We start from the raw sequence: 19,803 nt of genomic DNA, 5'->3' as shown, positions 1-19,803 counted from the left end.
GGCGTCACTCCGCCGGCCTCACTCGGCCAGCTGCAGGGAGCGCTCCATCGCCCCGGCCAGCTGGCGCGGGGTCACCGGCTTGTGCATCAGGCCGAAGCCGTGGCGCACCGCGTCGCGCTGGCACTCCGGACCGGTCTCGCCGGTCACGACGATCGCCGGAATCTCGGAGTCGAACAGCCGGCGGATGTCGAGGATGGCGTCGGTGCCGACCTTGCCTTCGCGCAGACGGTAGTCGGCGATGATGATGTCGGGCTTGCGGCTGACCGAGCGCAGCTTGTCCACCGCCTGCTCCCCGGACCCGGCGATCAGCACCTCGTAGCCCCATTCGCGCAGGATCGCCTGCAGGCCCAGCAGCACGATGGAATCGTCGTCGATGACCATCGCCAGCCGCTCCTCCCCGCCGCCCGCCGCCACGGGCCGCGTCGCAAGGGGGTGCACCGCCGGCACGAGGTCCACCGGCTTCGGAGTCTCGCCCAGCGGCACCTCGATGGTGAAGACCGACCCGACGCCGGGCGTGGAGCGGACGGTCACCGGGTGCTCCAGCAGCAGCCCGATGCGCTGCACGATGGCGAGGCCCAGCCCGAGACCCTGGCTGCGGTCGCGCTCCGGGTTTCCGACTTGGTGGAACTCCTCGAAGATCCGGGGCAGATGCTCGTCCGAAATGCCGATGCCGGTGTCGGCGACCGTGATCCGCATCCGCCCGTCCACGACCGAGCAGGTGATGGCGATGTTGCCCTGCTCGGTGTAGCGGATGGCGTTCTCCACGAGATTGCGGATCATCCGGCCCAGCAGGACACGGTCGGAGCGGATGTTCAGCGGGCACCCCTCCATCGTCCAGTCGAGCCCCTTGCCACGGGCCACCGGGGCGTAGCCCGCCGCGATGTGGTCGAGCAGCAGAGCCATCGGGAAGTCCTCCAGCGTCGGCTTGACCACCCCGGCGTCGAGACGGGACACATCGAGCAGGCTGTCCAGCAACCCTTTCAGCGCGTCCAGCCCGCTCTCCAGGAGGCGCAGCGCCTTCTGTCCCTTCTCGCTCTGGACGTGGCCATGCAGCGCGCCCGAGAACAGGAACAGCGACTGCATCGGCTGGCGCAGGTCGTGGCTGGCCGAGGCGAGGAACTTGGATTTGGACAGGGCCGCCCGCTCCGCCTCCTCCTTGGCCCGGCGCAGGGCCTCCTCGGACTCCAGCCGGTCGGTCACATCGGTGTTGGTGCCGAACCACAGCACGATGGCGCCGTCGGAATCGCGCACGGGCAACGCCCGCGACAGGAACCAGCGGAAGGCGCCGTCCCGTCCGGCCATGGGGAAGGTGTCCTCCCACGGCTCCCCCGTCCGGAAGGAGCGTTGGAGGCTGGCGGTGACGCGGTCGGCGTGGTCGGCGGGAAGGATGCCGTCCCACAACGGGCCGTTTGCGGAGTCCGCGCCCTCGACACCCGTGTAGTCGCGCCATCGCCGGTTGTACCAGAAGATGCGGCCATCCGGACGCGCCATCCAGGCGAGCTGCGGGATCGAATCGGCCAGCGTGCGGAAGCGCAGCCCGACCTGCTCCGCCTCCTCCTTCGCCGCCTGCATCGCGGTGCGCGCCTCGAACATGTCGGTGATGTCGGTGGAGGTGCCGAACCAACGCTCCTCGCCGGTTTCCGGATCGACGATCGGCAACGCGCACTGCTTGAACCAGCGGTAGGTTCCATCGACGCTGCGGATGCGCGCCTCCGTGTCGTAAGTCGTCCGCTTCTCCACGGCCTGCATCCAGACCGCGAACATCCGCTCCCTGTCATCGGGATGAATGACCGCGGACCAGCCGTTCCCCCGTCCCTCCTCCATCGTCTGGCCGGTGTAAGACAGCCATTGCCGGCTGAGGAAGTCGCAGCCGCCGTCCGCCCGGCAGGTCCAGACCATCTGCGGCAGCGCCTCCAGGAGCGTCCGGTAGCGCTGCTCGCTGGCCCGCAGGGCGGCCTCCGCCGCGCGGTGGGCGGACACGTCGCGGAAATAGATGGACAGGCCGCCGCCCGCCTGCGGGTAAACGTTGAACATGGTCCAGCGCTGGAAGATGCCGGACAGCGCCTCGAACTCCCGCGGCTGCTGGTCGGCCATGGCGGCTTCGAAGGTGCGGATGATGGTGTTGCCGGCCACTTCAGGAAACAGATCCAGCAGGCAGCGTCCGACAAGATCAACACGCGTGCGGTCGAACATCTCCTGGGCGCGCTTGTTCACATAGGTGATCCGCCAGTCGCGGTCGATGGCGTAGAAGGCGTCGCCAATGCTCTCCAGGATCTGGTTCGCCTGCTCCACCGCGCGTTCCAGCGCACGTTCGGCGAGAAGGCGCTTGCTGATGTCCTGGAAATAGATGGCCAGACCGACCGACGACGGGAAAACCCGCAGGTAGAGCCAGACGCCGAGCGGTGCGAAATAGGCTTCGAACTCGTCGGGGTGGCGGTCCCTCATGGCCGTTAGCAAGCGGTCCCAGAGCACCGTCCCCATGGCGTCGGGAAAGGCTTCCCAGAGCCGCTGACCGGTCAGGTCGCTGCTGCCGCCCATCAGGCCGCGCGCGCGCCCGTTCATGTAGACGATGCGCCAGGACCGGTCGATTTCGTAGACGCCGTCCGTCGTGCTTTCCAGAATGGCGTGCGACCGCCGGTCGGCCTCCGCCGCGGCCTCGGCCACCCGGGCGCGTTGCTCCGCCGCCTCCCGCCGGGCATGGGAGCGTGCCAGCGTCCAGGCAACCAGCGCCGCTATGGCCAGGGCGCCCAGCCCGCCGCCGGCCACGGTGTAGATCGTGCGCCGCGCCGCCGCCTGGATCGGCTCGGCCGGCGTGCCGAGAGCCAGGAGCCAGCCGGACGCGGCGATGGAACCGGCCTTCGCCGACAGAATCTCCTCCCCCAGCCGGGTGTGGGCCAGGAAGAACTCCTCGCCGCTTCTCAGCGGACGGACCAGGGTGTCGGGCGCCGGTTGTCCGACCGCCGGATCGAAGGCGGTTTCGGATCGCGTCCGGGCGACGATCCGCCCGTCGCGGTCGAGAAGCGCGCCGACCCAGCTCGGGGTCACCACCTGATCGATCAGGACCTGACGCAGCGACCAGGCCCGCACATAGGCGGTCAGCACCAGCCGCACCTCGCCCACGCCCCACACCGGCACGCTGACCGCGAAGACCGGTTCCACCGTGCCGGTCGGATCCCTGATGACGCCGCCGACCCAGGACTCTCCCGACCGGAACACCCGGTCGGCCTGGGCGGCCCGGGCGGCGGGATCGATTCGGCCGGCGTCCGGATCCTGCGGCCGTTGGAGCAGGGTGACCATACCCTGGCGGTCGCGCACCTCCAGGGCGACCCAATCCGGACGCTGCCGCAGCGCACGCTCCGACCGCTCCTTCCAGACGTTGCGGTCGCCGATGTCCAGCGAACGGGCCGAGGACATGATCTCCAACGCGCTGCGCGTCATAAGGACGCGCCCATCAACCGTCCGCACCGCCGCGTCGGTGGCATGGCGGACCAACTCCTCCACCGACCGCTCCTGCTGACGGTCGACCAGCATGATCGCGGCCACCGCAAAGGCGACGAGCGGAAGAAGCGCCAGCAGGGCCACAAAGGGGAGACGAAGGCGCATACCCACTTTTCACAGACCGTTGACGCCGCCCACTATAGAGACGCACTCAGGCGACTCCCACAAAATCCGCGCATCTATCACTATTTTCAGCAGTGTCCACGTGAAGTTCTTGTCTTTCGCAAATGAAAGTTGGGCCTTCCATAAAAAGTGGTAGTGTGCGGCGCACAAGGCGGGAAGGTGCCACAGCCTTGAATTGTCGATGTCCAAATATCGATGGCGGGCCTGCGGGAATTCGATTTGCCGCGGAGACGGACGGGCGGCACATTGGTCCAATGCCTGACTCCATGCCCCATTCCGCTTCCGCCGGCCGGAGCGGCGACGTCCGTTTCGGCGAGTTCGTCGCGCTCATGGCCCTCTTGATGGCGCTGACGGCGCTGTCCATCGACATCATGCTCGTTGCTTTGCCGGACATCGCCGCGTCCTTCGGGGTGGTCCGCGAAAACGACCGGCAGCTCGTCATCACCGCCTACATGCTGGGCTTCGCGGTCGGGCAACCCTTCCACGGACCGCTGTCCGACCGCTTCGGGCGCAAGCCGGTGCTGGCCGCCGGGCTGGTGATCTTCGCCATCGGGTCGCTGGGCGCGGTCTTCGCCCCCAGCTTCACCACGCTGCTGGCCGCCCGCGCGCTCCAGGGCTTCGGCGCCGCCGCGCCGCGCGTCGTCGCCATCGCCATCGTGCGCGACCGCTTCGTCGGGCGCGACATGGCGCGGGTGATGTCCTTCGTCATGATGATCTTCATCATCGTGCCGATCATCGCGCCGGCCCTGGGCGAGGGCATCCTGCGTCTCGGCACCTGGCCGTGGGTGTTCGGCGCGCTGTTCCTTGCCGCCGTCGCCGCCTTCGCCTGGTCGATGCTGCGGCTGAGGGAAACCCGCGCGGCGGAGGATAGGCTGCCGCTGTCCCCGGCGGCGCTCGGCCACGCCTTCCACAAGGTGGTGACGACGCGCGCCACGGTCGGCTACACCGCGGCGATGGGTTTGCTGTTCGGCGGACTGCTGAGCTACGTCGGCAGCGCCCAGCAGATTTTCGTGGACGTTTACGGGCTGGGCGCGCTGTTCCCGGTGGCCTTTGGGGCGATTGCCGGCGTGATGGCCCTGGCCTCGCTGGTGAATGCGCGGCTGGTCGGGCGGGTCGGTATGCACCGGGTGTCGCACGTCGCCCTGATCGGCTACGCGCTGACCGGCCTCGCCATGGCGCTGCTCGGCTTTCCGGAACACCCGCCGCTGCTCGGCCTCGGCCTGTTCATGGCGGCGATCTTCTTCTGCTTCGGCCTGATCGCCCCGAACTTCAACGCCATGGCGATGGAGCCGCTGGGCCATGTGGCGGGCATGGGATCCTCCTTCGTCGGTTTCTTCAGCACCGGACTGGCGGCCGTGGTTGGCTGGATCGTCGGCCAGTCCTTCGACGGCACCGTGCGGCCGCTGACCATCGGCTTCACGGTGCTGGGCCTGCTGGCGCTGCTGACCGTTCTGCTGACCGAACGCGGAACCCTGATGCGCTCCACCCACGCGGCCCACGCGGCGCAACCCGGGGAGTGATCCGCCGACGGACGCGCCAGCGGGGAACCTCTTTCCTTGCCGCCGGTGTGCCCGATTCGGCATAACGTGCGCGACGCCCGACTGCGGGCGCCGAGGGGGCACCGGCCCATCACGCACGGGAGGGGACTGTGTTCCGCAAATTCGTCTATCTGCTGGCCCTGGCGCGCGAGCAGCATTTCGGCCGGGCGGCGGAAGCCTGCCACGTTTCCCAGCCGACGCTGTCCAACGCCATCCGCCAGCTCGAGGACGAGCTGCGCGTGCCCATCGTCGAGCGCGGGCAGAAATTTTCCGGCTTCACGCCGGAGGGGCTGAAGGTTCTGGAGTACGCCCGCCGCATCGTCGCGGAGCGCGACGGGCTGTACCAGGAGCTGACCGCGCTGGGCCAGGGCCTGTCCGGCCATCTGCGCATCGGCGCCATCCCGACCGCCCTGCCCGCCGTCCCCCATGTGCTGGCCCGCTTCGCCGAGCGCTACCCGCAGATCCGCTCCAGCGTGCGGTCGCTCAGCTCGCGCGACATCCAGCGCGACCTCGACGGCTTCGAGCTGGACGCCGCCATCACCTATCTCGACAACGAGCCGTTGAGCAACGTCCGCACCGTCCCGCTGTTCTCGGAGCGCTATTTCCTGCTGGCCCAGCGCCGCCAAGTCAGCGACGGCACCACCAGCATCCGCTGGGCGGACGCGGCGACGTTGCCGCTGTGCCTGCTCACCCCGGACATGCAGAACCGGCGCATCGCCGACACCGCCTTCCGCATGGCCGACCGGACGGTGGTCCCGCTGATGGAGACGAACTCCATCGTCACCATCTACACCATCGTGCGCAGCGGCTTGGCGGCCAGCGTCGTGCCCAGCCAGCTCCTCACCCTGGTCGCGCTCCACCCCGATCTGGTGGCCCTGCCGCTGACCGAACCGGACCTCACCTACGCCGTCGGACTCGTCTACGCCGACCGCGAACCACCGGCCCCGCTCGCCAAGGCGCTGGCCGCCGTGGCGGCGGAACCGGGCCTCGCCGAGCGTGTCCGCGCTTTGACCGACGAGGCGCTGGCCCCCTGGGGCCTGCCAAAAGGGCTATGATCTCAAGGACATAACCGCGCAATCCGTGTGGTGATAGCGAAACCCTATCACCGCATCAGAAAATCAAATTTGCGCGCCTCCCCCAATGTCCGTAACGCTGACGGACAAGACACCAACGAAGCGCCGCCGATCCAGGTGGGCGCGGGGGAGGAGACCATGAACGCCCGATCTCCATGGAGCGAAGACCGCGCCACGGCGGTGATTGCCGCCAACCGTCACCTGCGCGGGGCCCTGCTGCCGATGCTGCACGCTCTTCAGGAAGAGTTCGGCTGCATCGACGAGGAAGCCATCCCGCTGCTGGCGCGTGAGCTGAACCTGTCGCGCGCCGACGTGCACGGGGTGGTGTCCTTCTACCACGAATTCCGCCGCAGCCGCCCGGGCCGCCACACCATCAAGGTCTGCCGGGCCGAGGCCTGCCAGTCGATGAACGCCGACGGGCTGATCGAGCACATCCGCCGCCGTCTGAAGGTGGACTTCCACGAGACCACCGCCGACGACGCCTTCTCGCTGGAGCCGGTCTTCTGCCTGGGCAACTGCGCCCTGGCCCCCGCCGTGATGGTGGACGAGACGCTGCACGGCCGGGTCAGCCCGGCCCGCTTCGATGCCATCACCGCCTCCACCCTGGCCACGGAGGCCGCGCGATGAGCGAGCCCCTGCACACCGTGTACGTGCCGCGCGATGCCGCCGCCCTGTCGGTGGGCGCCGACGAGACCGCCGCCGCCATCCGCGCCGAGGCCAACAAGCGCGGCATCCCGCTCCGCATCGTCCGCAACGGCTCCCGCGGCATGCTGTGGCTGGAGACGCTGGTCGAGGTGGAGACGCCCGAGGGCCGGGTCGCCTATGGCCCGGTGATGGCCGAGGACGTGGCCGGCCTGTTCGACGCCGGTTTTCTCGAAGGCGCCGACCACGCGCTGGCCCACGGCCTGACCGAGAAGATCCCCTATTTCGCCAAGCAGGAGCGTCTGACCTTCGCCCGCTGCGGCATCATCGACCCGCTGTCGGTCGAGGATTACCGGCTGCACGGCGGCTTCCGCGGGCTGGAGCGTGCGCTCGCCATGACCCCGGCGGAGATCGTGACCGAGGTCACCGAATCCGGCCTGCGCGGCCGCGGCGGCGCCGGCTTCCCGACCGGCATCAAGTGGAACACGGTGCTGAACGCCAGGGCGGACCAGAAGTACATCTGCTGCAACGCCGACGAGGGCGACAGCGGCACCTTCGCCGACCGCATGATCATGGAAGGCGACCCCTTCTGCCTGATCGAGGGCATGACCATCGCCGCCATCGCGGTGGGCGCCACCGAGGGCTACATCTACATCCGCTCCGAGTATCCGCACGCCGTCGCGACCATGCGCGAAGCGATCCGGCTGGCCTATGACGAGAAGTGGCTGGGCGACGAGATCCACGGCACCGGCCACCGCTTCCACCTCGACGTCCGCGTCGGCGCCGGCGCCTACATCTGCGGCGAGGAGACCTCCATGCTGGAAAGCCTGGAGGGCAAGCGCGGCACCGTCCGGGCCAAGCCGCCGCTGCCGGCGCTGGAAGGTCTCTTCGGCAAGCCGACCATCGTCAACAACGTGCTGTCGCTGACCTCGGTCCCGATCATCCTGGACAAGGGCGCCAACCACTACCGCGACTTCGGCGTCGGCCGGTCGCGCGGCACGCTCGCCTTCCAGCTCGCCGGCAACATCAAGCACGGCGGCATCGTCGAGAAGGCCTTCGGCGTCACCCTGCACGAGCTGCTCTACGAGTTCGGCGGCGGCACCATCACCGGGCGCCCGATCCGCGCGGTGCAGGCTGGCGGCCCGCTCGGCGCCTATCTGCCGCCCTCGCTGTTCGAGCTGCCGAAGGATTACGAGGCCTTCGCGGCGGTCGAGGCGATGGTCGGCCACGGCGGCATCGTCGTCTTCGACGACAGCGTCGACATGGCCAAGCAGGCCCGTTTCGCCATGGAGTTCTGCGCCGCGGAGTCCTGCGGCAAGTGTACCCCCTGCCGCATCGGCGCGGTGCGCGGCGTCGAGGTGATGGACAACATCATCGCCGGCGAGAAGGTGCAGGCGAACATCACGCTGCTGAACGACCTGTGCGAGGTCATGACCGACGGCTCGCTCTGCGCCATGGGCGGCATGACGCCGATCCCGGTGCGCAGCGCCCTGAAGCACTTCCCCGAGGATTTCACCCGCAGCCCCGCGGCTGTCGCGGCCGAGTGAGCGGAAAGGACCAGACCCCATGTCCATCCAAGACATCGATTACGGCACCCCGGCCCGCGAGTCCGCCACCATGGTGACGCTGGACATCGACGGCCGCACGGTGACCGTGCCGGAAGGCACCTCGGTGATGCGTGCGGCGATGGAAGCCGGCATCACCGTGCCGAAGCTGTGCGCCACCGACATGCTGGACGCCTATGGCTCCTGCCGCCTGTGCATGGTGGAGATCGAGGGGCGGCGCGGCACGCCGGCCTCCTGCACCACGCCGGTCGCCCCGGGCATGAAGGTGCACACCCAGAACGAGCGTCTGGGCCGGCTGCGCCGCGGCGTGATGGAGCTGTACATCTCCGACCACCCGCTGGACTGCCTGACCTGCCCGACCAACGGCAATTGCGAGCTTCAGGACATGGCCGGCGCGGTCGGCCTGCGCAACGTCCGCTACGGCTACGAGGGTGAGAACCACCGCGCCGCCGTGAAGGACGAGAGCAACCCCTACTTCACCTTCGACCCGTCCAAGTGCATCGTCTGCTCGCGCTGCGTGCGGGCCTGCGGCGAGGTTCAGGGCACCTTCGCCCTGACCATCGACGGGCGCGGCTTCGACAGCAAGGTGTCGCCGGGCGCCCTCGAACAGTTCATGGACAGCGAGTGCGTGTCCTGCGGCGCCTGCGTCCAGGCCTGCCCGACCGCGACCCTGACCGAGAAGTCGCTGATCGAGCTGGGCCAGCCGGAGCACAGCGTCATCACCACCTGCGCCTATTGCGGCGTCGGCTGCTCCTTCAAGGCGGAGATGAAGGGCACCACCGTGGTCCGCATGGTCCCCCACAAGGACGGCGGCGCCAACGAGGGCCATTCCTGCGTCAAGGGCCGCTTCGCCTGGGGCTACGCCACCCACGCCGACCGCCAGACGCAGCCGATGATCCGCGAGAGCATCGACGATCCGTGGCGCGTCGTGTCCTGGGAGGAGGCGATCACCTACGCCGCCACGCGCCTGCGCGCGGTCCAGCAGAAGTACGGCCGCGGCTCCATCGGCGGCATCACCTCGTCCCGTTGCACGAACGAGGAGGTGTATGTCGTCCAGAAGATGATCCGCGCCGCCTTCGGCAACAACAACGTCGACACCTGCGCCCGCGTCTGCCACTCCCCGACCGGCTACGGCCTGAAGCAGACCTTCGGCACCTCCGCCGGCACCCAGGATTTCAAGAGCGTCGACAAGTCCGACGTGATCCTGGTCATCGGCGCCAACCCGACGGACGGCCACCCCGTCTTCGGCTCCCGCATGAAGAAGCGGCTGCGCCAGGGCGCCAAGCTGATCGTCATCGACCCGCGCCGCATCGACCTCGTGCGCAGCCCGCACGTCTCGGCCACGCACCACCTCCAGCTCCGCCCCGGCACCAACGTCGCCGCGATGAACGCGCTGGCCCATGTGATCGTGACCGAGGAGCTGGTCGACCGCAATTTCGTGGCCGACCGATGCGACCCGATGGAGTTCGCCCGTTGGGAAGCCTTCGTCCGCGACCCACGCCACTCCCCGGAGAACACCGAGCAGTACACCGGCATCCCGGCAGCGGAGATGCGCGCGGCGGCCCGGCTCTACGCCACCGGCGGCAACGCGGCGATCTATTACGGCCTGGGCGTGACCGAGCACAGCCAGGGCTCGACCGCCGTGATGGGCATGGCGAACCTCGCCATGGCGACCGGCAACATCGGGCGTGACGGCGTCGGCGTGAACCCGCTGCGCGGCCAGAACAACGTCCAGGGCTCGTGCGACATGGGCTCCTTCCCGCACGAGCTGACCGGCTACCGCCACGTCTCCGACGACGTGGTCCGCCAGCAGTTCGAGGAGGTGTGGAACGCGGCGCTCGACCCCGAGCCCGGCCTGCGCATCCCCAACATGTTCGACTCCGCGGTGGACGGCACCTTCATGGGCCTGTTCGTCCAGGGCGAGGACATCGCCCAGTCCGACCCGAACACCCAGCATGTGTTCGCCGCCCTGCGGGCCATGGAGATCGTCGTGGTGCAGGACCTGTTCCTGAACGAGACCGCGGCCTTCGCCCACGTCTTCCTGCCCGGCACCTCCTTCCTGGAGAAGGACGGCACCTTCACCAACGCCGAGCGCCGCATCAACCGCGTCCGCCCGGTGATGCCGTCCAAGACCGGCAAGCAGGAGTGGGAGGTCGTCTGCGATCTGGCCACCGCCATGGGCTATCCCATGTTCTACCGCAGCGGCGCGCAGATCATGGACGAGATCGCCCGCCTGACCCCGACCTTCTCCGGCGTCAGCTTCGAGAAGCTGGACCGGGTGGGCAGCGTGCAATGGCCCTGCACCGACGATGACTCGGTCGGCACGCCGATCATGCACGCCGACGGCTTCGTGCGCGGCCAGGGCCGCTTCATGATCACCGAGTATGTGCCGACGGAGGAGCGGGCGTCGCGCTTCTACCCGCTGATCCTGACGACGGGCCGCATCCTCAGCCACTACAACGTCGGCGCCCAGACCCGCCGCACCGCCAACGTGGCGTGGCACCCGGAGGACATCCTGGAAGTCCACGCCCACGACGCCGAGGAGCGGGGCATCCGCGACGGCGATCTGGTGTCCATCGCCAGCCGCATCGGCGCCACCACGCTGCGGGCGCGCATCTCCGACCGGATGCCGCAGGGCGTGGTCTACACCACCTTCCACCACCCGGTGACGGGCGCCAACGTGGTCACCACCGAGAATTCGGACTGGGCCACCAACTGCCCCGAATACAAGGTGACCGCGGTGCAGGTGACGCTGAGCAACCACCCGTCCGACTGGCAGATCCGCCGCGGCGATCTGGTGGAAGTGGCGGCGGAGTAAAGCGGCAACGCGCAGCGGAGGACCAGTCATGTTAATCCACGCCCATTCCCTGCCGGCCAGCGGCACCGGCTTTCCGGAAGCGGCCAATCAGGCTGACGTGACGTGGCTGGTCGCCGAGGAGACTCCGGTGGCGTTCGAATACAACGGACGCTCCCACGCCGTGATGATGGCGACGCCCGCCGACCTGGAGGACTTCGCGCTGGGCTTCAGCCTGTGCGAGGAAATCGTCGGCAGCGCCGCGGACATCGACCGCATCGACGTCCGCCCTGTGGAGGACGGCATCGTCCTGTCCATCGAGGCCGACCCGTTGCGTCTTCTGCGCGGCTCGCTCCGCCGCCGTTCCATGGAAGGGCGGAGCGGCTGCGGCCTGTGCGGGATCGACAGCCTCGCCAACGCGGTGCGCGAGCCGCCGAAGGTGACGGCGGGCTTCACCCCGTCGGTGGTGGCGGTGGCCGCCGCCTTCGCCGCCTTGCCCGACCACCAGCCGATGAACCGCGCCAACAAATCGCTGCACGCCGCGGCCTGGGCCGGGCCGGACGGGCGCATCGTGATGGCGCGGGAAGACGTCGGGCGGCACAACGCGCTCGACAAGCTGGCCGGCGCGCTGGCCCGTGCGGGCATCGACCCGTCCGGCGGCTTCGCGGTGATGAGCAGCCGTTGCAGCTTCGAGCTGGTCCAGAAGGCCGCGACCATCGGCATCCCCATGCTCGCCACCATCTCCGCCCCCACGGCGCTGGCGCTGAAGCTCGCCCGCGCCGCCGGCATGACTCTGGCCGCCCGCGCCCGCGGCAACGGCGTCATGCTGTTCCGTTAACGAAGAAAACCGACTTTTCCGGGAGCCGACCCATGGACACCACACGCGAACTCGTCCGCATGGCGAACCAGATCGCCAGCTATTTCCAGTCCTACCCGCAGGACGAGGCGGTGACCGAAACCGCCGGCCACATCCGCGCCTTCTGGGAACCGCGCATGCGCCAGCGCCTGCTGGAGCACAGCAGCGCGGGCGGCGAAGGCCTTCATGAGATCGTCACCCAGGCGGTCGAGCGGCTGAAGGGTCCGACGGTGGGCAGCGCGTAGGAACGCGTTGCCCCCTCCCTAACCCTCCCCCGCTGACGCAGGGAAGGGAGGAATTGTCCCCTCCCCTGCGAAGCGGGGGAGGGTTAGGGAGGGGGCAACCGCACCCCTCCTGTTCAGGCCCGCTTGCTCAGCAACCCCTTGAGCACGCGCGACAGCAGATCCGCCAGTTGGAACTGCTCCGGCCCCGGCAGAGCGGCGATGACCGCGGCGAAATCCTTCAGCGGATCGTATTCGAGAAGCGCCAGCGCCTTCTCCGTCGGGTGAAGCTGCACGACGCGGCGATCCTCCGGCACCGGAACCCGCGTCAGCAACTCCTTCGTCACCAGCACCTCGACCATCTGGGACGCCGCGCCGCGGGTCGTCGCGTGGAAGTCCGCGAAGGCCGACACCGTCCGCTGGCTGTCGTTGGCGCGCGCGAAGTAGCGCAGCGCCGTCCACTGCGACGGCTTCAAACCCTGCGTGTAGCCCATGCTGTCGGCGATGTGACCGATGTGCATCATGACCTCGGCGATCGCCTGCGCCGATGCCAGGGACTGGGGGCTTTTCGACATGCAGCGGGGTCTCGACAGTTGCCAAAAAAATGACCCGCAGCGCAGCGAAGTCGCCGGCAACGAGTCTGTACGATGCAGAGACTATATGGTTACAAAACTATCATGCCCCAGTAGGCAAGTCCACGACTCCCCCACCCCCGACGACGGGGCGCACACTACGTCATCGGCACAGTAAACGAAACATTGACCTTAAAACTCATCCAGCACAAGGTGTCGCACCCCCCCTGTGGCGCCGTCCGGTTCACCGGACCCGGTGCGGAGACAACGCAGGGCTCCTACCACCTCGTGTCGGGGCTGCGCCGCGCGTTTTGTCTGGCGTTGCGCCGCGACTCGCCTATATATCCGCGCCATGACCAGCACGCCCCCGTCCATTCCCGGTTTCAAGACCAATCCGGCCTCCTCCCCCAAGGTGGGGATCGTCAGCCTGGGTTGCCCCAAGGCGCTCGTCGACTCCGAGCGCATCCTCACGCGCCTGCGCGCCGAAGGCTACGAGATCTCGCCGTCCTACGACGGCGCGGACGTGGTGCTGGTCAACACCTGCGGCTTCCTCGATTCGGCCAAGAAGGAATCGCTGGAGGCCATCGGCGAGGCGATCAAGGAAAACGGCCGGGTCATCGTGACCGGCTGCATGGGCGTGGAATCGGACATGATCCGGCAGGTCCATCCGGACGTGCTGGCCGTCACCGGCCCCCACCAGTACGAGCAAGTGGTCAACGCCGTGCACGACGCCGTGCCGCCGATCCATGACCCCTTCACCGATCTGGTGCCGCCGGAAGGGCTGCGGCTGACCCCGCGCCATTACGCCTATCTGAAGATTTCCGAGGGCTGCAACAACCGCTGCAGCTTCTGCATCATCCCGTCCCTGCGCGGCGATCTGGTCAGCCGTCCCGTCGTCTCGGTCCTGCGCGAGGCGGAGAAGCTGGCGACCGCCGGCGTCAAGGAACTGCTGGTCATCTCCCAGGACACCAGCGCCTACGGCGTCGACCGCAAGTATGCGGAAGAGGACTGGTACGGTCGCAAGGTGAAGGCCCGCTTCATCGACCTCTGTCGTGAGCTGGCGAACTTCGACGTCTGGGTGCGCCTGCACTACGTCTATCCCTACCCGCATGTGGACGAGGTGATCCCGCTGATGGCGGAGGGCCGCATCCTCCCCTATCTGGACATCCCGTTCCAGCACGCCTCCCCCACCGTGCTGAAGGCGATGCGCCGCCCGGCGGCCCAGGAGAAGCAGCTCGACCGCATCCGGAAGTGGCGGCAGGAATGCCCGCATCTGGTTCTGCGCTCCACCTTCATCACCGGCTTCCCCGGCGAGACGGAGGAGGACTTCCAGTTCATGCTGGACTGGTTGAAGGAAGCGCAGCTCGACCGCGTCGGCTGCTTCAAGTACGAGCCGGTCGAGGGCGCCACCGCCAACGATCTGCCCGGCGCCGTTCCGGAAGAGGTCAAGCAGGAGCGCTGGGAGCGCTTCATGGAGACGCAGAAGGCGATCAGCGCCGAACGGCTCCAGCAGAAGGTCGGCTTCACGCTGGGCGTCCTCATCGACGAGGTCGACGAGGAGGGCGCCATCGGCCGCTCCTACGCCGACGCGCCGGAGATCGACGGCAACGTCTTCCTGAACGGCGAGACGAACGTGAAGCCGGGCGACATCGTGGACGTGACCATCGAGCACGCCGACGAGTACGACCTCTGGGGCTCCATCGAGCGCTCCGAGTAAGACCGGTCGGTCAAAAGGACAAAGGGCCGGGACGGCAATGCCTCCCGGCCCTTTTTCTGTTCACACGCTCAGTACAGCCGCCCGCCGTTCGGAACGCCCTGTCCCGGCCCGACCAGCACCACCTCGCCGTCGGCGTCCGGAAGCCCCAGGCACAGGACCTCGCTGGTGAAGGGGCCGATGCGCTTGGGCGGGAAGTTCACCACGCCCAGCACCTGCCGCCCCACCAGCTCGTCGAGCGTGTAGTGGCGGGTGATCTGGGCGGAGCTGCGCCGGGTGCCGATCTCCGGTCCAAAGTCGATGGTCAGCTTGTAGGCCGGCTTGCGCGCCTCCGGAAAGGGCTCCGCCGCGGTGATGGTGCCGACGCGGATGTCCACCTTCAGGAAATCGTCGTAGCTGATGGTCACGGCTCTCTTCCCTGCCCTGTTGCGGTCGTCACGGTTTCAATCATCACGGGCAAGGCTAGCACCGGTGACGCCGAAGCCGAAACGCGAAAGGGCCGCCCCGATGGGCGGCCCTTTGCGGCGCATCTCCCCGGTGGGAGAGAGGCTTACTTCTTGGCGATGGCGGCCTTGACCTCGTCCAGGCTCTCCGACACGCGCTTGGACAGCACGTCGGCGGCCTCGGTGTTGGACTTGGCGACCAGCTCGGCCAGTTCCTTGATGTTCGACAGGGCCTTCTCGAAGGCGACCTTGACCAGTTCGGCCTGCTTGGCGGCCTTCTCTTCCGGCGTGCCGGCGGCGGCGACCTGATTCACATAGGTGCCGGCCTCCTCGACGGAGGAGCGGACGATCTCGGCCTGGCGGCGCAGCACGGCCTGCAGACCCTCGATCGCGAGCTGGTTGGCGGCGGTCACCGCCTCGATGTTCTTGCGCTGGCTCGCCAGGATCGATTCGACGTCGAGGCCGGGCACCTTGTACTCGCCCAGCATCTTGGACAGGTCGAATTCGAGGAACGGGTTACCGGTCTGCTTGGCCATGGTTCTCACCCCCGACGAAAGGATTCATTCGGCGTGCTGCGGCGCAGCAAACCTGTGGCGCGACTATGCAGATTGCCAAAAAGATAGTCAACGCCCTTGTGCGTCGCACCAGGGGCTACACTGCGTCCTACGGAACCTCAACCAGCGGACGCGCTTCCCGGTTCCCTGGCCGGTTCTCCCGCGCTCTGCGGCGCCGCCTGCGCTTCGGTGGGAGAAGCGCGCCCGGATCTGCGGCTTAATGCCCCAGCCCAGCGTTCCGCCCGCCGCAGTTCGGAATCGAGCGCCGCCATGGTCCGCGACAGGTCGGCGCTGTCGTCCTCCAGGAAGACACGCATGACCCGCGCCTGCACCGCGCCCAGACCGGCCACCAGCAGGGCACCGCCGGTACGGTCGGCCTCCACCCCGGCGGCGCGCAGCATCCAGGCCATCGAGCGTCCGAAATGGCGGGAGAAGGCCAACGCGGTCAGCGGCTCCCGCCGCAGGTCGCGCACGACCGAGCGCAGCCCCTCGCGGTAGGGCAGCAGCGCGTCGTAGCGGCGCATCATCACGTCGAACAGCCGGTCGCGGGCGCTCTCGTCCGGACCGGCCGGGGCGTCGTCGGCGAGGACCGCGGTGTCGGCGATCCGCGACACCGCGGCCAGCGTGTCGGAACGGTTGGGAAAGCGGCGGTAGAAGACGTCCGGCGGCACCCCGGCGGCCCGCGCGATCGCCAGCAGGCCGGTGTTGCGCCAGCCCTGTCCGGCGGCGAGCCGCATCGCCGCGGCGGCCACCCGCCGGTCCAGGTCGTCGGCGCCTCCCCCCGCCGTGGCGCTTTCGGCCGCGGCGCTCTCAGCCGCATCGGGGGCTTCGGGGTCGGTCTTCCAGCGGGTGTCGGCGGTGTCGTCCATGGGGTCGAGCCTCGTGGTCAGCCTGTTCCCCATGATGTGGGACGCCCGCGCCGCACCTCAACCGGGGCGGCAGAAGGGGAAGGGCTCGACCCGCTTCATGTAGGTGGGAATCCAGCCGCACTGCCCGGCGGGGTTGGGCAGGCGGATCGCCTCGATGGCCGGCCAGACCTGGGCGACCACCACCACCAGCGCCACCGTGCCGATGAGCCGGCGCCGCGTCCGCGCGTGCTCCAGCAGACCGGGCAGGCGCAGCAGAACCCAGGCCGCGGCCAGACCCATCAGCGGGTCGGTGTAGGCGGCGTAGGCCCGCTGGAAGCCGCGCAGGGAGAACAGCGTCTCCAGCCCCCAGGCGACCAGCAGCAGAAGCGCCGCCTGCGCCGCGGCCACCCGCTCCCCCCGCCGCCACAGGACGATGCAGCCGCCGATGATGAACCACTCCACCACCACGGTCTGCGGGATGTTGTCGGGGTGCAGGACGATGGTGCGGATCGCCAGCGTGCGCCACAGCCCCTTCGCCAGCAACGTCACCAGCCCGTCGGACAGCACCTGCTCCTGCCCCTGGAGGGCGGCCTGATGCTTCCAGGTGGTGAAGACGAACATATGCTCGATCAGGTTGGCGACGGCGATGACGTTCTGCTCGTGCGGGCGGATCGTCAGGGCGAGCACGCCGAGCGCCAGCCCGAGCGCGACCGCCGCCATGGCCGCCGCCGCGTAGGACAGGCGCACCCGCCACACCGCCGCGTAGACGGCCATGCCGAGGACGACCCACCCGACGATGATCCCCTGATAGACCCCCGACAGCCCGCCGCCGACCGGGCGGTAGGGATAGAGCGACTGGCCGGCGCTGGCGATGCCGTGCTGGATCAGGGCCACCGCGGGAATGGACGCGGCGGCGGCGGCCAGACCCAGAATCCCGGCGGCAATCCAGCGGGGACCGCTCTCCCCGGCGAAACGCCGCCCGAAGGCCAGCGCGATGACCGGAATGCCCATCGCCAGGAAGATCGCCTGGATCTTCGTCACCACCGCCAGCCCGGCCAGCAGCCCGGCGAGCCCGAGCAGCAGCAGGGGGCGCCAGCCCGGCGCGGTGCGGACGGCGACCAGCACGAGGAGCAGCGCCGTCACCACGAAGGAGGCCGACAGCAGATCGGTGCGCATCTGCCGCGCCTGGGTGGACAGGCCGATGCCGAAGGCCATCACCACGGCGGCCAGGAAGGCCACCCGTCGGTCGCCGACCAGCGCGCGGACGAGATTGGCGTAGACCAGCGCGAAGGTCGTGGTGATGAGGATGGACAGCGCCCGCCCGGCCTCCACCAGATTCTGCCAGGCTGCGGTGTAGGCGGCGGTGTCGGCGGCGGGCGGCAAGCCGGACAGGGTGACGACCGGCATCAGCCCCAGGGCGTGCAGCAGCCGGTACCAGACCTCGATCACCAGGAAATAGGTGTAGCCGGGATGGTCGAAATACTCCTGGGGCAGCCCCTCGTTGAACAGCAGCCCGTGATAGGCCAGCACCAGATCCTGGTCGGCGTGCGACCAGTAGGGGGTGCGGAAGCCGATCGCCAGGGCCGACACCACCATCACCAGCGCCAGCGCCGCGCACAGCCCCCACCAGGGCCAGCGGTCCAGCAGGCCGGTGCCGGGCATCCCGGTGGTGCGGTTGGGCATGCCCCCATGGGGCGAGACGGCGCCGCGGTCGAACGATGACATGATCGGAGTATGTCCAGAGGTTACGCGCCAGCGGTTTGTGCACGATTCCGGACGGTTTTGGAACCGCGGCGGCGGCGGGCTGTTTTTTGCGGACCTGCAACTCCTGATCGATCAATCCCATTGCCATAGGAACGGTGCCAGCCCGATGCCTGATTCCGACGACCGCCCGTCACCCCGTTCCACCGCCGCCGTTTCCCGCAGCGCTCACGGCCAGGACCCTGACGGGGCGCGGCCTCCCTCCTCCGGCCGTGCCCTGGTCATCCTTCCCCTCCTGCCCGCCCATCCCGACGAGGGGAACGGCATTCATGGACAGGGAGGGTTCCGCCAGCCCGACGCCCGGCTGTCCGAAGCGATCGCGCTTGCCCAAGCCATCCGCCTGGAGGTGCCGCACGCCGAGGTCATCCGCGTCGCCCGCCCCGATCCCGCCACCCTGTTCGGGCGCGGCACCGCCGAGCGGATCGGCGGCATGGTCGAGGCCTTCCACGCCGATCTGGTGGTGATCGACCATCCCCTGAGCCCGGTGCAGCAGCGCAACCTGGAGCGCCGCTGCATGGCCAAGGTGATCGACCGCACCGGCCTGATCCTGGAGATCTTCGGGGAGCGCGCCCACACCCGCGAGGGCCAGTTGCAGGTCGAGCTGGCGGCGCTGACCTACCAGCGTTCGCGGCTGGTGCGGTCCTGGACCCACCTGGAGCGGCAGCGCGGCGGCTTCGGCTTCCTCGGCGGCCCCGGCGAAAGCCAGCTCGAACTCGACCGCCGCCTGATCGCCGAACGCATCGCGCGGCTGAAATCGGACCTGGAGGAGGTGCGGCGGACGCGCAAGCTGCACCGCTCCGCCCGGCAACGCGGCGGCACCCCGCTGGTGGCGCTGGTCGGCTACACCAACGCCGGCAAGTCGACCCTGTTCAACCGGCTGTCCGGCGCCGGCGTCACCGCCGAGGACATGCTGTTCGCCACGCTCGACCCCACGGTGCGCCGGATCGTATTGGCCTCGGGCAAGACCATGGCCCTGTCGGACACGGTGGGCTTCGTGTCGGAGTTGCCGACCCAGCTCATCGCCGCCTTCCGCGCCACGCTGGAGGAGGTTCAGGCCGCCGACCTGATCCTGCACGTGCGCGACGTCTCGCACCCCGACACGGCGGCGCAGAAGGCGGATGTGGATTCGGTGCTGGCCGACCTCGGGATCGACGCCGACAATGACCCGCGGGTGGTCGAGGTGCTCAACAAGACCGACCAGATGCCGGCGACCGCCCGTGGCGCGCTGCACATGCGCCTTGCCAACCAGCGGATGATGGAGGGGGAAGAGCGCGCCGTCGCCGTGTCGGCCCTGACCGGCGAGGGGCTGGACGATCTTTTGGAGTTACTGGACCGGCGCATCTCGGCCGGGCGGCAGGTGCTGGAGCTGAGCGTGAACCTGTCGGACGGGCGCGCCCTGGCCTGGCTCTATGAACATGGGCAGGTGCTGGACCGTCGGGACGAGGACGGGCAGGCCCATGTGCATGTTGCCTTGGCCCCCGCCGACGTCGCCCGTTTCGAGAACCGCTTCGTCGGACAGGACAGCCGCTGACGGGAAATCGCCCCTCATCCGGCCTTCTGTTTCCGATGGTTTGAAACCACCGCCGCTCTCCTGCGTTGTG

The 19,803-nt window shown here is 68.9% G+C and carries 15 protein-coding genes; 9 read left to right on the top strand and 6 right to left on the bottom strand.

Going from position 1 to position 19,803, the window contains the following annotated elements; translation table 11 throughout:
• Nucleotides 1–18: 18 nt before the first annotated feature.
• Entirely contained in the window at nt 19–3,603 is a 3,585-nt protein-coding gene (locus FBZ83_RS00200; protein ID WP_145680561.1) for a PAS domain-containing protein, read from the bottom strand.
• A 284-nt stretch (nt 3,604–3,887) separates the two neighbouring features.
• Here FBZ83_RS00200 and FBZ83_RS00195 point away from each other — a divergent pair, with 284 nt between their 5' ends.
• From FBZ83_RS00195 to FBZ83_RS00165, 7 genes are all read left to right on the top strand, one after another.
• Nucleotides 3,888–5,141, top strand: a complete 1,254-nt coding sequence (locus tag FBZ83_RS00195; RefSeq protein WP_145680560.1) for a multidrug effflux MFS transporter — start codon at nt 3,888–3,890, stop codon at nt 5,139–5,141.
• 128 nt (nt 5,142–5,269) lie between these two features.
• Nucleotides 5,270–6,214, top strand: coding sequence for a LysR family transcriptional regulator (locus FBZ83_RS00190; protein WP_145680559.1), 945 nt, complete (start codon nt 5,270–5,272; stop codon nt 6,212–6,214).
• A 156-nt stretch (nt 6,215–6,370) separates the two neighbouring features.
• On the top strand, nt 6,371–6,859 hold the full coding sequence (locus FBZ83_RS00185) for a formate dehydrogenase subunit gamma (protein WP_014197167.1): 489 nt from the start codon (nt 6,371–6,373) through the stop codon (nt 6,857–6,859).
• Complete coding sequence (locus FBZ83_RS00180) at nt 6,856–8,421, top strand: formate dehydrogenase beta subunit (RefSeq protein ID WP_145680558.1); 1,566 nt, start codon at nt 6,856–6,858, stop codon at nt 8,419–8,421. The genes FBZ83_RS00185 and FBZ83_RS00180 overlap by 4 nt, the downstream gene beginning before the upstream one ends.
• 19 nt (nt 8,422–8,440) lie before the next feature.
• Nucleotides 8,441–11,257 carry a formate dehydrogenase subunit alpha gene (fdhF, locus tag FBZ83_RS00175; protein ID WP_145680557.1) on the top strand — a complete coding sequence of 939 codons (2,817 nt, stop codon included), beginning with the start codon at nt 8,441–8,443 and terminating at the stop codon, nt 11,255–11,257.
• Between the two features lie 28 nt (nt 11,258–11,285).
• Nucleotides 11,286–12,071: a formate dehydrogenase accessory sulfurtransferase FdhD gene (gene fdhD, locus FBZ83_RS00170; protein WP_145680556.1), complete on the top strand. Its 786-nt coding sequence runs from the start codon at nt 11,286–11,288 to the stop codon at nt 12,069–12,071.
• A 32-nt stretch (nt 12,072–12,103) separates the two neighbouring features.
• The gene (locus tag FBZ83_RS00165; protein ID WP_035676195.1) at nt 12,104–12,334 is read left to right on the top strand and encodes a formate dehydrogenase subunit delta; all 231 of its coding nucleotides are present in this window, start codon (nt 12,104–12,106) and stop codon (nt 12,332–12,334) included.
• A 113-nt stretch (nt 12,335–12,447) separates the two neighbouring features.
• On the opposite strand, the gene FBZ83_RS00160 is transcribed toward FBZ83_RS00165, so the two are convergent.
• Complete coding sequence (locus FBZ83_RS00160; protein WP_109069538.1) at nt 12,448–12,885, bottom strand: MarR family winged helix-turn-helix transcriptional regulator; 438 nt, start codon at nt 12,883–12,885, stop codon at nt 12,448–12,450.
• Nucleotides 12,886–13,234: 349 nt separating this feature from the next.
• On the opposite strand from FBZ83_RS00160, the gene rimO reads away from it, so the two are divergent.
• The gene (rimO, locus tag FBZ83_RS00155; protein ID WP_145680555.1) at nt 13,235–14,599 is read left to right on the top strand and encodes a 30S ribosomal protein S12 methylthiotransferase RimO; all 1,365 of its coding nucleotides are present in this window, start codon (nt 13,235–13,237) and stop codon (nt 14,597–14,599) included.
• Nucleotides 14,600–14,667: 68 nt separating this feature from the next.
• On the opposite strand, the gene FBZ83_RS00150 is transcribed toward rimO, so the two are convergent.
• From FBZ83_RS00150 to FBZ83_RS00135, 4 genes are all read right to left on the bottom strand, one after another.
• Entirely contained in the window at nt 14,668–15,003 is a 336-nt protein-coding gene (locus FBZ83_RS00150; protein ID WP_014197175.1) for a tRNA-binding protein, read from the bottom strand.
• A gap of 143 nt (nt 15,004–15,146) precedes the next feature.
• Nucleotides 15,147–15,575 (bottom strand): phasin family protein, encoded by a 429-nt coding sequence (locus FBZ83_RS00145; RefSeq protein WP_035676200.1) that lies wholly within the window; start codon nt 15,573–15,575, stop codon nt 15,147–15,149.
• Between the two features lie 137 nt (nt 15,576–15,712).
• Complete coding sequence (locus tag FBZ83_RS00140; RefSeq protein ID WP_145680554.1) at nt 15,713–16,462, bottom strand: TetR family transcriptional regulator; 750 nt, start codon at nt 16,460–16,462, stop codon at nt 15,713–15,715.
• Between the two features lie 57 nt (nt 16,463–16,519).
• A complete protein-coding gene (locus tag FBZ83_RS00135; protein WP_247888066.1) occupies nt 16,520–18,166 on the bottom strand; it encodes a hypothetical protein in 1,647 nt (548 codons plus the stop codon).
• A gap of 145 nt (nt 18,167–18,311) precedes the next feature.
• Between FBZ83_RS00135 and hflX the strand changes: the two genes are divergently transcribed.
• Entirely contained in the window at nt 18,312–19,733 is a 1,422-nt protein-coding gene (gene hflX, locus FBZ83_RS00130) for a GTPase HflX (RefSeq protein WP_145680553.1), read from the top strand.
• Nucleotides 19,734–19,803 lie beyond the last annotated feature (70 nt).

This window comes from Azospirillum brasilense, from assembly GCF_007827815.1.
GTDB lineage: Bacteria > Pseudomonadota > Alphaproteobacteria > Azospirillales > Azospirillaceae > Azospirillum > Azospirillum brasilense_C.
Note: the sequence above shows the minus strand (reverse complement) of the source record. Positions and strands in the feature narration are given on the sequence as shown.